The following is a 13,772-nucleotide window of genomic DNA, read 5'->3' as shown; positions in this document are numbered from 1 at the left end:
TCCGCAACAAGCTATCGATCCCCTTTTACATCAAAGTGAATCGACGACCATGCAAAAGCTGTCCTTCGCCCTGTTACTCGCCGCGACCGCCAGCCCTACCACCCAGGCGGAAGGCTGGTATGGTTCGGCAAAACTCAACAGCGCCCGCCAGGACCTTGCCAATGCTCTGCTGACCAGCCCCCGTGTCACCGCGCGGGTAGACGGCCCCAACAACGCCAAAACGTTCACCGGATCCTTCGCGGCCGGTTACGCGCTCAGGGAAGGCTGGCGCCTGGAGGGCGAATACACCCTGCCTGGCAACTCAACGTTCAAGTCCTATTGGGCGCCTTTCAACGCCAACGTCAACAGCCTGCACACACGAAGCCAGCGTTTAATGCTCAATGGCTACAAAGACATTCCGATCACCCCCTGGCTGTCGTTTTACAGCATGGCCGGCGTGGGCGTGGCTCGGATTGACGCCAACGGTACCCAGGCCAACGACACCCGGCGCTTCGCCAGTCACCGCCAGTACAATCTCGCCTATAGCGTTGGCCTGGGACTGGACGCCAAGGTCAGTGACGAAACAACCCTGGGGGTGGGCTATCGCTATGTGGGCATGGGCAATGTTGAAACCGGCTACAACACCTTTGCCAACCGCATAAACGCACGGGATGAACAGCTCAAGGGCAAGCTCAAGGAGCAGAATCTGTTTCTTGAAACTCGAATGGCCTTCTGACCCTTATTGTCGAGATGCGGCCCACCGGGCGGATCTTTTTGCAACGGCTGACGATTCATTCACAGGCGACAGGCTATATTCAGTCGAGCCGTGCAACCATGCCGGTACTGATCCATTTTTTCTCATCGTCTATCTGAAACGGATGCCTTCGTCGTCATGAGCCAACAGCCCTTTCTGCCGTTTTCCAAACCCACCATCGATGAAGCCACCATCTCGGCGGTCGGCGATGTACTGCGCTCGGGCTGGATCACCAGCGGGCCGAAAGTGCAGGCATTCGAGGCACAGCTGTCGGAATACTTTGGCGGCCGCCCCGCGCGCACCTTCAACTCAGGCACCTGCACCATGGAGATCGCCTTGCGCATCGCCGGTATCGGGCCTGGCGATGAAGTCATCACCACACCGATCTCCTGGGTCGCCACGGCCAACGTGATTCTCGAAGTGGGCGCCACACCAGTGTTTGCCGACATTGACCCGGTGACCCGCAATATCGACCTGGCCCAGGTGGAAGCGGCCATCACCCCGCGTACCAAAGCGATCATCCCTGTGTACCTGGCGGGCTTGCCCGTGGACATGCCGCTGCTTTACGCGCTGGCCAACAAATACAACCTGCGCATCGTCGAAGACGCTGCCCAGGCCCTGGGTTCCAGCTGGGATGGCGAGCGCATTGGGGCCACGGGTGACTTTGTGTCCTTCAGCTTCCAGGCCAACAAGAACATCACCTCCTCCGAGGGGGGTTGCCTGGTGTTGAACAACGCCGAGGAAGCCCGCCTGGCGGAAAAGTATCGCTTGCAGGGGGTGACCCGAACCGGCTTCGACGGCCTGGACGTGGACGTGTTGGGCGGCAAGTTCAACATGACTGATATCGCTGCTGCCATCGGCCTGGGGCAATTTGCCCATATCGAGAAGATCACCGCCCATCGCCGGCACCTGGCACAGCACTACTTCAAGTGCTTCGGCAGTGACTTTGAAGAGAAGTACGGCGCGCAACTGCCGCCGCCGGACTTTGAAAACAGCAACTGGCACCTGTTCCAACTGGTGCTGCCGGAACGTCAGGACGGCCTGCCCGCCCGCGCCACCTTCATGGAGCAGATGCAAGCCCTTGGCGTCGGCATTGGCTATCACTACCCGCCGATCCACCTGTTGAGCCTGTATCGGGCACAGGGCTTCAAGGAAGGCATGTTCCCGGTGGCGGAGCGTGTTGGACGTTTGATCGTGTCGTTGCCGATGTTCACGGCGATGACAGAGGCGGATGTGGAGCGGTCGGTGGCGGCAGTGAAGGCCGTGTTGAAACGCTGAATGCCTGTTGCAGGAGCCGGGTGACCGGCTCCTGCAGCGGAATCACTCGCCGATGGCGGCCTTGTAGGCAGCAGCATCGAACAGTTTGGCCAGGTCGGCGTCAACGCTGCTTGGCTTGAGCTTGAAGATCCAGGCACCGTAAGGGTCGGAGTTCAGCAACTCAGGGCTGCCGCCCAGCTCTTCGTTAACCGCAATCACTTCGCCGGCAACTGGCGAGTAGATATCAGACGCCGCTTTAACCGACTCCACGACACCCGCCGTTTCACCCGCCGCAAACACTTTGCCAACCTCGGCCAACTCAACAAACACCACATCACCCAACGCTTCCTGGGCATGGTCGGAGATCCCGACGGTCACAGTACCGTCAGCTTCCAGACGCGCCCATTCGTGACTTTCGGCAAAACGCAGGTCGGCAGGGATATTGCTCATAGTCTGTGTCCTCAAGAAGAAATGTCAGCAGTCTTTGGCCTGCCGGAAAAGTTAGATCAAGGTTTTGCCATGGCGCACGAAGGTCGGTTTGACCACTCGAACCGGGTACCACTTGCCGCGGATTTCCACTTCGGCCCGATCGGCAGTCGCCATCGGTACGCGCGCCAGGGCAATGGATTTGCTTAGCGTAGGAGAGAAACTACCACTGGTGATCTCTCCTTCGCCAACATTGGCGATACGAACCACTTGGTGAGCGCGTAAAACCCCACGCTCTTCCAGCACCAAGCCGACCAATTTGGTCTGCACACCGGCCCCCAGTTCGGCTTCCAGCGCGGCGCGGCCGATGAAACGGCGCTCGGCCGGCTCCCACGCAATGCTCCAGGCCATGTTGGCCGCCAGGGGCGAAACGTCCTGGTGGATATCCTGCCCATACAGGTTCATGCCCGCTTCCAGGCGCAAGGTATCGCGGGCGCCCAGGCCGATAGGAGAAATACCGGCGCCCACCAGGTCGTTGAAAAAACCCGGCGCCTGGTCGGCAGGCAGGACAATCTCCAGGCCGTCTTCGCCGGTGTAGCCGGTACGGGCGATAAACCAATCACCGTCGGCCTGGCCTTCGAAGGGCTTGAGCTGATGAATCAGGGTGCCGCGGGACTGGGTAACCAGCTCGGCAATCTTCTGCCGGGCATGGGGGCCTTGAATCGCGAGCATGGCCAATTCGGGCCGCTCGAGCAATTGCGCCTGGTAGGTGCCCAACTGAGCCTGCATCCAGGCCATATCCTGATCGCGGGTAGCGGCATTGACCACCAGCCGATAACCGGTTTCGGTGCGGTAGACGATCATGTCGTCCACCACCCCACCCTGCTCGTTGAGCATGGCGCTGTACAACGCACGGCCGCAGCCCTGCAGACGATCGACATCATTGGCCAGCAGGTGCTGGAGCCATTCCTTGGCCTCGGGGCCTGTGACATCGATCACGGTCATATGAGATACATCGAACACCCCGCAGTCGCGCCGCACCTGATGGTGCTCTTCAACTTGCGAGCCGTAGTGCAGAGGCATATCCCAACCGCCAAAATCGACCATTTTCGCGCCTAGGGCGAGATGCAGGTCATACAGAGGCGTACGCTGTCCCATGGGTTTCTCCTTCCGGGCTTGGCGAAGGTGCGTAAGGTTGCCGTTCGCGCTGCAAACCTTGAATTACAAGGCCTGCAGCCACGTACAGCGACCCGACCCGAAAGACGGACCGCACCGAATGCCGCGCATTGTAGCCGCAAGCTGTAGGACTGGCACCTAGCCGATTTGTCGGGCGGAGCGACGGATCAGCCCGATCACCGGCAGCAAGCCCACCAACACCAGGGTCAGCGCCGGCAAGGAAGCCCGCGCCCACTCCCCTTCGCTGGTCATTTCAAAAATCCGCACCGCCAGGGTGTCCCAGCCAAACGGGCGCATCAGCAGGGTGGCGGGCATTTCCTTGAGCACGTCGACGAACACCAGCAACGCAGCGCTCAGGGTCCCGGGCAGCAGCAACGGCAGATACACCTTGCAAAACAGTCGTGGGCCGCTCACCCCAAGACTGCGCGCCGCCTCCGGCAACGATGGACGGATTCGTGCCAGGCTGTTTTCCAGCGGCCCGTAGGCCACCGCGAGGAAGCGCACCAAGTACGCCAGCAGCAGTGCCGACAGGCTGCCGAGCAGCAACGGCTTGCCCGCACCGCCGAGCCAGCCCGACAGCGGCACCACCAACTCACGGTCCAGGTAGCTGAATGCCAACATCATCGACACCGCCAGCACCGAGCCCGGCAAGGCATAACCGACATTCGCCAGGCTGATGCCGGAGCGAATTGCCCTGGTCGGCGCCAGGCGATTGGCGAACGCCAGAATCAACGCCACGCTGACCGTGATCAGCGCGGCGGTACCGCCCAGGTACAACGTGTGGACGATCAGGCCGGTATAGCGTTCATCCAGGTCGAACCGACCGCGCTGCCAGAACCAGGCAACCAGTTGCAGCACCGGAATGACAAACGCACAGGCGAACACCAATCCACACCAGGCACTGGCCGCCGCCGCCTTGAACCCGCGCAGGTGGTACAGCGCCTTGCCGCGCGGTCGTTCATTGCTCGGTCGGCTGGCGCCCCGGGCTCGCCGTTCGCCGTACAGCACCAGCATCACCACCAACAGCAACAGGCTGGCCAGTTGGGCCGCGCTGGAGAGGCTGAAAAAGCCGTACCAGGTCTTGTAGATGGCGGTGGTGAAGGTATCGAAGTTGAACACCGAGACCGCACCGAAATCCGCCAGGGTTTCCATCAATGCCAGCACCACGCCGGCGCCAATCGCCGGGCGCGCCATGGGCAAGGCCACGCGCCAGAACGCCTGCCATGGCGATTGCCCAAGCATGCGCGCGGCTTCCATCAGGCCCTTGCCCTGAGCCAGGAAGGCGGTGCGCGCCAGCAGGTAGACGTAGGGATAGAACACCAGGACCAAAACAATGACCACGCCGCCCGTGGAGCGCACGCGCGGCCAGCGTAGCCCCGTGCCGAACCATTCGCGCAGCAGGGTCTGCACCGGGCCGGAGAAGTCCAGCAAGCCGACAAATACGAACGCCAGCACATACGCAGGAATCGCGAAGGGCAACATCAGCGCCCAGTCCAGCCAGCGCCGCCCGGGAAACTCGCAGAGGCTGGTCAGCCAGGCCAGGCTTACGCCCAACAGGGTCACGCCAATACCGACGCCCAGCACCAGGATCAGGGTATTGCCCAGCAAGCGCGGCATCTGGGTTTCCCAGAGGTGGGACCAGATCTGCCCATCGATGCTTTGCCAGGACAGCAACAGCACGCTCAGCGGCGGCAGCACCAGCGCGGCGACGATAAAGACCGGCGCGTACCAGCGACGTTGGGCGGGGTGGACCAAGAGCAAATTCCCAGGGAAGAGTATCTAAAGGCAGACACAAAAGGGGCGGCGTTTACACCTTCAGTTCCAGCCAGCGCGATCCATCAGGCGAATGGCCTCGGCCTGGCGCTTGCCCGCGACTTCCACCGGCAAGGTATCGGCCACGAACTTGCCCCAGGTCGCGACTTCGGCAGACGGTGGCACCGCCGGGTTGGCCGGGAATTCCTGGTTCACGTCGGCGAAGATCTTCTGCGCCTCAGGTGTGGTCATCCATTCCACCAAGGCCTTGGCGGCTTCCGGGTGCGGCGCATGCTTGGTCAGGCCGATACCGGACAGGTTCACATGCACGCCACGGTCGCCCTGGTTGGGCCAGAACAACTTCACCGCCAGGTCCGGCTTCTGCTTATGCAGGCGGCCGAAGTAGTACGTGTTGACGATACCCACGTCGCACTGCCCGGCGTTGATCGCTTCGAGCACGGCGATGTCATCGGAGAACACGTCGGTGGACAGGTTGTTGACCCAGCCCTTGACGATTTCTTCGGTCTTGGCCGCGCCATGGGTTTCGATCAGGGTGGCGGTCAGCGACTGGTTGTAGACCTTTTTCGCCGTGCGCAGGCACAGGCGGCCTTCCCATTGTTTGTCGGCCAGGGCTTCGTAAGTCGTCAGGTCGCCGGGTTTGACCCGGTCGGTGGAGTAGGCGATGGTCCGCGCGCGCAAGCTCAAGCCGGTCCAGGCATGGGCCGACGAGCGATATTGAAGAGGGATGTTCTTGTCGATCACTGGGGAGGTGAACGGTTGCAGGATGCCCATTTGCTCAGCCTGCCAGAGGTTGCCGGCGTCGACGGTGAGCAGCAGGTCGGCGGTGGCGTTTTCGCCCTCGGCCTTGATGCGCTGCATCAACGGGGCTTCCTTATCGGTGATGAACTTCACCTGCACGCCGGTCTTTTGGGTGTAGGCGTCGAATACCGGCTTGATCAGTTCGTCGATGCGCGAGGAGTAGACCACGACTTCGTCGGCCGCCTGCACGGTGGTGCTGCCGATAAGGGTTAGGGCCAGGGCAGTCAGGAGGCGCTTGGGTGCCAACATGGGTGCGGTCTCTCATATGCAAATTGAAAGCAAATGATAGGGACTCACATTTGGCAGCTCAATCAAACACTCAGCGGAGGCGTTACCAGATGTTGCACGGCGCCTTCAGGGCCGTGCCAACTCTGGTAGATCCCCAGTCAGGCCAAGGGCCTGACGCACGAATACCGCCTTGGCTTCCGGCATTTGATCAACCATTTTCAACCCGGCATTACGCAACCAGCGCAACGGCAGTTGATCGGCCTGGAACAAGCGCTCGAAGCCTTCCATCGCCGCCATCAACGCCAGGTTGTGCGGCATGCGCCGACGCTCGTAACGGCTCAGCACTTTCACATCCGCCAGGCGTTCGCCACGTTCAGTCGCCGACAACAGCACCTCGGCCAGTACCGCCGCGTCGAGGAAGCCCAGGTTCACGCCCTGCCCGGCCAACGGGTGGATGACGTGTGCGGCGTCGCCGATCAACGCCAGGCCTTCGGCCACATAGCGCTTGGCATGGCGTTGGCGCAATGGCACACAGACACGCGGATCAGCGCTGAGCACCGTGCCCAGTCGGCCTTCAAAGGCGCGTTCCAACTCACGGCAAAAGCTTTCATCCTCAAGCGCCATCAGGCGTGCGGATTCAGCTGGCGTGGTCGACCAGACGATCGAGCACCAGTCTTCCTGACCATCGCGCACCAATGGCAAGAAGGCCAGCGGACCGGTATCGGTAAAGCGCTGCCAGGCGGTGCGCTGGTGCGGCTGGCTGCTGCGCACGCTGGTGACAATCGCGTTATGCAGGTAATCCCACTCGCGGGTCGCGGTGCCAGTCAGGCGGCGTACGGCGGAATTGGCGCCATCGGCGGCCACCACCAGCGGCGCGCGCAATTTGCGGCCATCGGCCAGGGTCAGCAGCCAGTCATCGCCGGAGCGGCGCATTTGCTCCAGGCGTGCATTGGCCAGCAGGCCGAGGTCACAGTCATGCAGGCGATCAAGCAGGGCATCCTGGACCACACGGTTTTCGACGATATGCCCGAGCACTTCGGCATGCACGCTGGCCGCCGAAAAGTGGACCTGCCCGGTACCGCTGCCGTCCCACACCTGCATCTCTGCGTAAGGGCTGGCGCGGCGGTCGACGATGCCGTCCCACACGCCCAGGCGCTCGAGGATGCGCTGGCTGGCGGCCGACAAGGCGCTGACCCGCGGCTCGAAGGCGGCGTCACGTTCGAACGGCTTGACGCTCAACGGGCTGCCGTCCAGTAGCAGCACCTGCAGGCCACTGCCCTGCAACGCCAGCGCCAGGGCGCTTCCGACCATTCCGGCCCCGACAATCAGCACATCTGCGCGCATGTCCATGCTTTAAGCCTGTCTCGCTGGCGGCTTGCGCCGCACGTAAAGGGTTTTGTCGACTCGCGCCACCAGGGTGCCGGAGCCGTCATGAATCTGGACCTTGAGGCGGGGCAAATACTTCTCGCCGCCTGCGGTCTGTCGACGCACCTCATCCAGCAAGGCGTCGTCGATGGAAAACTCGGCATACACCGGGCCTTTGCCCGGCGAGACGAAGTCGATGCTGGCCGCCTTGTCCCACACAATGTAGTCGCGGCCCAGGTTCTCCATCAGCATCAGCATGTAGAACGGGTCGACCATCGAATAGAGGCTGCCGCCGAACTGCGTACCCACGTAGTTACGGTTGTACCACCCCAGGCCCATGCGCACTTTGACGTGGCGAAAATCGGCGCTCATGTGCTGCACGCTGATCCCCGCGCCCAGATACGGCGGGTAAAGGGTCATGACCCAACGCAATAAACGCGCTTTACCCAGGCGAGCGACCAGCCACTTACGCATCGGGACGCGTACCCAGGCCCATGGCCTGCCGGGCGAACCAGCGTTTGGCCGGTGGCAGCAGGTCCAGGCCCAGCAAGCCCATGTTGCGCCCCAGGGCGACCAGCGGCTGTGCACTGCCGAACAGGCGCGTGACCTGGTCGGAGAAGCCCACGGTCAGCTTCTGATCCAGCCGCTGACGCTCGCGATAGGCCTGCAAGGTGGCCAGGTCGCCCGGCACCGTCGGCCCGGCCAACAGGGCCTCGGCCAAGGCATTGGCATCACGCAGGGACAGGTTGAAACCCTGCCCGGCAATCGGGTGCAGACTGTGGGCAGCATTGCCGAGGATCGCCAGGTGGGAGCGGACTTGTTCTTCGGCTTCCACCAGGGTCAGCGGGTACAGGTGACGAGCCCCCACTTGCTTCAGGGTGCCTAGGCGGTAACCAAACACGCCCTGCAACTCACTCAAGAAACTGCGTTCATCCAGGCTGGCCAAGCGCTGGGCGTCCATGCCGATGCGGGTCCACACCAGCGCGCAACGGTTGTCCGGCAGCGGCAGCAAGGCCATCGGCCCCTCATCGGTAAAGCGCTCGAAGGCTTCGCCGTTATGGGCTTCGCTCGGGGTGATATTGGCGATCAGCGCGCTCTGGTTGTAGGGGCGGGTTTTCACGCCGATGCCCAGTTGCTCACGCAAACCGGAGCGGCCACCATCCGCGAGCACCGCGAGGTCGCATTCCAGTACGGTTTCATCGTTGAGGGTCAGGCGGTAGCCATCCGGCAGCGGTTCCATGCGCGTGACTTCCGCCGGGCAGCGCCAACTGACCACCTCTTTATCCAAGCCTTGCCACAGGCACTGGCCGAGCCAGGCGTTTTCCACCACATAGCCAAGGGCAGGAACGCCCTCCTCCATGGCGGATAACCGCGCGGTGGAGAAACGCCCGCGGTCCGACACATGAATCTGCTTGATCGGTTCTGCGCGGCGGGAGATGTGCTGCCAGAGCCCCAGGCGCTGGTAAATCTGCCGAGCGCCAAACGACAGCGCCGAGGAGCGTGCATCGTAGCTAGGCTGGTAGCTGTCACCCGGTGCAAAGGGTTCGATCAGCACGATCTTCCAGCCTCGGGCCTTTGCCCCCGCTTGCAATGCCAGCGCCAGGCTGGCGCCCACCAGGCCGCCACCGATGATCGCCAGGTTGACCCGGCTCATCGGGCAGCCGCCATCAGGGCTTCAATGTCGGCGACGGTCTTGGGCACGCCGACGGTCAGGATTTCACAGCCTTGCTTGGTCACTACCACGTCGTCCTCGATGCGCACGCCAATGCCACGCCATTTCTTTGCCACATTCTGGTTGTCCGGCGATATGTAGATCCCCGGTTCCACGGTCAATGCCATGCCGACCTCCAGCACACGCCATTCACCGCCCACTTTGTACTCGCCCACATCGTGCACATCCATGCCCAGCCAGTGGCCGGCTCGGTGCATGTAGAAAGCCCGGTAGGCTTCGCTGGCAATCAACTCGTCCACATCACCCTGCAGCAAGCCCAGTTTGACCAGCCCGGCGGTGATGACCTGCACGGTTGCCTCGTGGGCCTGGTTCCAATGCTTGTTCGGCGCTATCTCGGCAAAGGCGGCTTCCTGGGAGGCCAGCACGATTTCATAGATCGCCTTCTGCTCCGGCGAGAACTTGCCATTGACCGGCCAGGTGCGGGTGATGTCGCTGGCGTAGCAGTCGATCTCGCAACCGGCATCGATCAACACCAGGTCGCCGTCCTTGAGCACGGCGTCATTCTGCTGGTAATGCAGGATGCAGCTGTTGCGCCCGGCGGCGACGATGGAGCCATAGGCCGGCATTTTCGCGCCGCCCTTGCGGAACTCGTAATCCAGTTCGGCTTCCAGGCTGAACTCATGCAAGCCGGCGCGGCTGGCCTGCATCGCCTTCACATGGGCCGCGCAGGAAATTCGCGCAGCCTCGCGCATCACCTTCACTTCCGCCGCCGATTTATACAGGCGCATGTCGTGGAGCAAATGATCCAGGGCAACGAATTCGTTCGGGGGCTGGGCACCGAGGTGCGCTTTAGAGCGGATGACGTTGATCCACTCCATCAGGTGCCGATCGAATTCAGCGTTGCTGCCCATGGCCGAATACACCCGGTCGCGACCTTCGATCAAGCCGGGCAGGATGTCGTCGATATCGGTGATGGGGAAGGCATCGTCGGCGCCAAAATCGCGGATCGCGCCCTCGGTACCGGCGCGCAGGCCGTCCCACAGTTCGCGTTCGGCATTGCGCTCGCGGCAGAACAGCACGTACTCGCCGTGCTGGCGACCGGGCATCAGCACGATCACCGCCTGTGGCTCGGGGAAACCGCTCAGGTACTGGAAGTCGCTGTCCTGGCGATAGACGTGCTCGACATCACGGTTGCGGATCGCCACGGCGGCGGCCGGCAGGATCGCGATGCTGTTGGGTTCCATCTGCGCCATGAGCGCCTTGCGGCGCCGGGTGTATTCCGCTTTGGGGATATGGATCATGGGCAGATGGGCTTCCTTTCTCAGTGCAGCGAAGGCTTGGGGGCAGCCGGCTCAGCGGACTTCTTGGTCTCGGTGAACAGCAGCAACGGTGCGACGCGCAGGTATTCCATGACTTCCATGTAGTCGCCTTCGCCGTCTTCGGACTCTTCCAGGGCGTCTTGCACCTGGGAGATGGCCGCCAGGTCCTGCAACACTTCCTTGGCATCGGTGCTCAGCTCCAGGCCACCGGCGTTCACGCCGAAACCGTGGAGGAAGCCCTGGCACCATTGGCCCAGTGCGGCGGCGCGTTCGGCGAGCGGTGCATCGTCGGTCGGCAGCAGCAGGACCACGGTGACGTCATCACCGGTCAGCTCGCCCTTGACCATCTCTTGCAGGCCGATCAGCGCGTTACGCACGTTGTCGGTCGGTTCGGTTTCCAGCAGCTCGGCCACATCGGCCAGCCAGTTGTCGGCATCAAAGCCAACGCCGGTGCAACTGCGGCCGAGCAACACGCCGTGCAGTTCGGCAGGCGAGCAAGGATGACCGCTGGTGCTCAGCAGTTTGGAAAAAGCATCGTACGGGGAGTTCTGAATGGGCATGGTGAGCTAGGCGCCAGACGGCGCAATGTCTAGAATGGAGCGCTGTATCCTAGCACCGGCAGACGTACCAAGACTATCGAGGGCGTCAGATCGTTTATCCTGCAGTTGCCATTCATCAGACAAATCCAGTGGAACCCAATGGAAGACACCGACCTGCAAGCGCTGATGGCCAGACTCGAATTGCTAATTGATCGGGTCGAGCAACTAAAGAGCCAAAACGGACTCCTATTAGCTCAGGAAAAGACCTGGCGCGAGGAACGCGCTCACCTCATTGAAAAAAACGAAATCGCCCGGCGTAAGGTCGAATCGATGATTTCGCGCCTGAAGGCCCTGGAGCAAGACTCATGAGTTCAAGCAATAGCGTTACCGTGCAGATCCTCGACAAAGAGTATTCGATCATTTGCCCCCAGGAAGAACGCAGCAACCTGGTGAGCGCTGCCCGCTACCTGGATGGCAAGATGCGTGAAATCCGCAGCAGCGGCAAAGTCATCGGCGCCGACCGCATCGCCGTGATGGCCGCGCTGAACATTACCCACGATCTGCTGCACAAGCAGGAACGTCCTGACGTACAGGCCAGCGGCTCAACGCGCGAACAGGTGCGTGACCTGCTCGAACGCGTTGATCTGGTGCTCTCCAGCGACTCAGACGCACCCAAGGGCTGATTGCCGCGACTGTTTAAGGTATACTCGCCCCACTCCCTGGCGTGCTTGCCAGTCGGCGATGTCCCGGAGCCGATTCGCACTACCCTGGAAGTTGCACGTTGGGCTGGTGTGCATGTCCGCTAGACGGAAAGCCTTAAAGCCTACTGCTTCTTCCACCTTGAACTTTCGGGTTCAAGGGCTTAGTCGACAGCGGTTCTGTCGGGGAGCCTGATTTCCAAACTCAATGCCAGTCTTAAGGACTGGCATTGTTTTATGAGCCGAAAACCATGACCGAACCTGCGCCGCTTTCCCGTCCGCACCTTCGACGCATGTTGCGCAAGGCCCGCCGTGCGCTCACACCCAGCGAGCAGCGCCGGGCGGCCCTTGGCTTGTATCGGCAACTGGCACAGCACCCGCTGTTTCGCCGGGCCAAACATATTTCTCTATACCTGCCGACGGACGGTGAAATCGATCCGCGCCTGCTGCTGCGCGCGGCCCAGCGCCGGGGCAAGGCCACCTACCTGCCAGTACTCAGCGCCTGGCCGAGAACCAAGATGGTCTTCCAACGCGTGGACTCAGGGGAAAAACTGCTGCCCAATCGGTTTCGCATTCTCGAACCCCGGATAAACGCCTGCCGCCAGCGCAAGGTGTGGGCGCTGGACCTGGTGTTGCTCCCGCTGGTGGGGTTCGACGACGCGGGGGGGCGCCTGGGCATGGGCGGTGGGTTTTATGACCGCAGCCTGGCCTACCTCGCTCGCCGCCAAAGCTGGCGCAAGCCGACGCTGCTGGGGCTGGCCCATGAGTGTCAGAAGGTCGATCGGTTGGCGCAGGCGAGTTGGGATGTGCCGCTGGCGGGCACGGTCACTGACAAGTATTGGTATATCGCAGAGACGCCACTGGAGTCAGCGGCGCCTTGAATAAGGGTCAGCGCTTGAACGGTTTAGGCTGCTGCTGAGCCAGTTCAACGGGTGCATCGGTCTTGTTCGACCACATGCTTTGCGCATACCCGGTGGTCACGACGCCCAGACCAAACAAAATCACCAATATCCATAGTAAATCCGGTTTACGTTGCATCGATTGCCCCCCTTCAGGCATCTCGTACACGATGACAACAACGTTCCAAAGTAGTCCGTTGCAGCTGCGTCAAGCTTAAAATCCCGGCATTCTGCGTTAACGTGAACCAACACGCAAACCTTGGCGTCAACCGACTGTCGGTTTGTCATGGAATTGCCTGACAACTTGCCCAACGCCTTTTTCAGGAGCCCCCAAATGGCCTATTGGCTGATGAAATCCGAGCCCGACGAACTCTCCATCAAAGGCCTGGAAACGCTTGGCGAAGCCCGCTGGGATGGGGTGCGTAACTATCAGGCGCGCAACTTCCTGAGGGCGATGGCGGTGGGTGACCAATTTTTCTTCTATCACTCCAGCTGCCCCGAGCCTGGTATTGCCGGCATCGGCACCATCGTCGAGGCCGCCTACCCGGACCCGACCGCACTGGAGCCGGACAGCCACTATTTCGACGCCAAGGCCAGCCCGGAGAAAAATCCATGGAGCGCGATCAACGTGGCCCATGTCGAGACGTTCCCCAGCGTACTGGGCCTGGGGTACCTGAAGCAGCAAGCCGCCCTTGCCGAGCTGCCTCTGGTGCAAAAAGGCAGCCGTCTCTCGGTGATGCCGGTTACCGCCGAGCAATGGGCCGCGGTCTTGGCGCTACGCTGACGGCAGGAGCCAGCTTGCTCGCGAAGAGCGCAGCTTCACCGCGACCTTCCAGGCTGGTCGCGTTATCGTTTACATTTTTCGCGAGCCAGCTCGCTCCTTCAGTTC

At 61.8% G+C, this 13,772-nt stretch carries 16 protein-coding genes and 1 other RNA gene; 7 read left to right on the top strand and 10 right to left on the bottom strand.

Features of this window, described 5'->3' with window-relative positions; translation table 11 throughout:
- Positions 1–49: 49 nt before the first annotated feature.
- Positions 50–715, top strand: a complete 666-nt coding sequence (locus tag AC1Q6I_RS18690; RefSeq protein ID WP_102625013.1) for an outer membrane protein — start codon at positions 50–52, stop codon at positions 713–715.
- Positions 716–871: 156 nt separating this feature from the next.
- Complete coding sequence (locus AC1Q6I_RS18685) at positions 872–2,011, top strand: DegT/DnrJ/EryC1/StrS family aminotransferase (protein ID WP_102625014.1); 1,140 nt, start codon at positions 872–874, stop codon at positions 2,009–2,011.
- A 42-nt stretch (positions 2,012–2,053) separates the two neighbouring features.
- Here AC1Q6I_RS18685 and gcvH read toward each other — a convergent pair whose 3' ends face one another.
- The 9 genes from gcvH to AC1Q6I_RS18640 all read right to left on the bottom strand — a co-directional run bounded on the left by gcvH (position 2,054) and on the right by AC1Q6I_RS18640 (position 11,307).
- Complete coding sequence (gene gcvH / locus AC1Q6I_RS18680; protein ID WP_069077243.1) at positions 2,054–2,440, bottom strand: glycine cleavage system protein GcvH; 387 nt, start codon at positions 2,438–2,440, stop codon at positions 2,054–2,056.
- A gap of 51 nt (positions 2,441–2,491) precedes the next feature.
- Positions 2,492–3,574 (bottom strand): glycine cleavage system aminomethyltransferase GcvT, encoded by a 1,083-nt coding sequence (gene gcvT, locus AC1Q6I_RS18675; protein WP_024077997.1) that lies wholly within the window; start codon positions 3,572–3,574, stop codon positions 2,492–2,494.
- 156 nt (positions 3,575–3,730) lie between these two features.
- Positions 3,731–5,347: an ABC transporter permease gene (locus AC1Q6I_RS18670; RefSeq protein ID WP_102625015.1), complete on the bottom strand. Its 1,617-nt coding sequence runs from the start codon at positions 5,345–5,347 to the stop codon at positions 3,731–3,733.
- Between the two features lie 60 nt (positions 5,348–5,407).
- On the bottom strand, positions 5,408–6,412 hold the full coding sequence (locus tag AC1Q6I_RS18665; protein WP_024077999.1) for an extracellular solute-binding protein: 1,005 nt from the start codon (positions 6,410–6,412) through the stop codon (positions 5,408–5,410).
- A 105-nt stretch (positions 6,413–6,517) separates the two neighbouring features.
- Positions 6,518–7,735, bottom strand: coding sequence for a 2-octaprenyl-3-methyl-6-methoxy-1,4-benzoquinol hydroxylase (locus AC1Q6I_RS18660; protein WP_168233073.1), 1,218 nt, complete (start codon positions 7,733–7,735; stop codon positions 6,518–6,520).
- A gap of 9 nt (positions 7,736–7,744) precedes the next feature.
- Entirely contained in the window at positions 7,745–8,230 is a 486-nt protein-coding gene (locus tag AC1Q6I_RS18655; protein WP_024078001.1) for a DUF4442 domain-containing protein, read from the bottom strand.
- Complete coding sequence (ubiH, locus tag AC1Q6I_RS18650; protein ID WP_024078002.1) at positions 8,223–9,410, bottom strand: 2-octaprenyl-6-methoxyphenyl hydroxylase; 1,188 nt, start codon at positions 9,408–9,410, stop codon at positions 8,223–8,225. The genes AC1Q6I_RS18655 and ubiH overlap by 8 nt, the downstream gene beginning before the upstream one ends.
- Positions 9,407–10,729 carry a Xaa-Pro aminopeptidase gene (pepP, locus tag AC1Q6I_RS18645; protein ID WP_024078003.1) on the bottom strand — a complete coding sequence of 441 codons (1,323 nt, stop codon included), beginning with the start codon at positions 10,727–10,729 and terminating at the stop codon, positions 9,407–9,409. Before pepP ends, ubiH begins: the two co-directional genes overlap by 4 nt.
- 20 nt (positions 10,730–10,749) lie before the next feature.
- Positions 10,750–11,307: a YecA/YgfB family protein gene (locus AC1Q6I_RS18640; RefSeq protein WP_021492630.1), complete on the bottom strand. Its 558-nt coding sequence runs from the start codon at positions 11,305–11,307 to the stop codon at positions 10,750–10,752.
- Positions 11,308–11,445: 138 nt separating this feature from the next.
- On the opposite strand from AC1Q6I_RS18640, the gene AC1Q6I_RS18635 reads away from it, so the two are divergent.
- The 4 genes from AC1Q6I_RS18635 (at position 11,446) to AC1Q6I_RS18620 (ending at position 12,865) form a co-directional block, all read left to right on the top strand.
- On the top strand, positions 11,446–11,655 hold the full coding sequence (locus AC1Q6I_RS18635) for a TIGR02449 family protein (protein WP_003177365.1): 210 nt from the start codon (positions 11,446–11,448) through the stop codon (positions 11,653–11,655).
- Positions 11,652–11,969 carry a cell division protein ZapA gene (locus tag AC1Q6I_RS18630; RefSeq protein ID WP_010207385.1) on the top strand — a complete coding sequence of 106 codons (318 nt, stop codon included), beginning with the start codon at positions 11,652–11,654 and terminating at the stop codon, positions 11,967–11,969. Before AC1Q6I_RS18635 ends, AC1Q6I_RS18630 begins: the two co-directional genes overlap by 4 nt.
- A gap of 30 nt (positions 11,970–11,999) precedes the next feature.
- A non-coding RNA gene (ssrS, locus tag AC1Q6I_RS18625) (6S RNA) lies at positions 12,000–12,178 on the top strand.
- A 57-nt stretch (positions 12,179–12,235) separates the two neighbouring features.
- Entirely contained in the window at positions 12,236–12,865 is a 630-nt protein-coding gene (locus tag AC1Q6I_RS18620) for a 5-formyltetrahydrofolate cyclo-ligase (protein ID WP_102625016.1), read from the top strand.
- Between the two features lie 7 nt (positions 12,866–12,872).
- Here the strand turns inward: AC1Q6I_RS18620 and AC1Q6I_RS18615 are convergent, their stop codons facing one another.
- Positions 12,873–13,022 carry a hypothetical protein gene (locus AC1Q6I_RS18615; RefSeq protein WP_102625017.1) on the bottom strand — a complete coding sequence of 50 codons (150 nt, stop codon included), beginning with the start codon at positions 13,020–13,022 and terminating at the stop codon, positions 12,873–12,875.
- A 195-nt stretch (positions 13,023–13,217) separates the two neighbouring features.
- Between AC1Q6I_RS18615 and AC1Q6I_RS18610 the strand changes: the two genes are divergently transcribed.
- Positions 13,218–13,667 (top strand): EVE domain-containing protein, encoded by a 450-nt coding sequence (locus AC1Q6I_RS18610; RefSeq protein WP_102625018.1) that lies wholly within the window; start codon positions 13,218–13,220, stop codon positions 13,665–13,667.
- Positions 13,668–13,772: the final 105 nt, after the last annotated feature.

It is taken from the genome of Pseudomonas sp. MPR-R2A5, assembly GCF_058793055.1.
The sequence above is the reverse complement of the archived record's forward strand: the minus strand, read 5'-3'. Positions and strand labels throughout refer to the sequence as shown.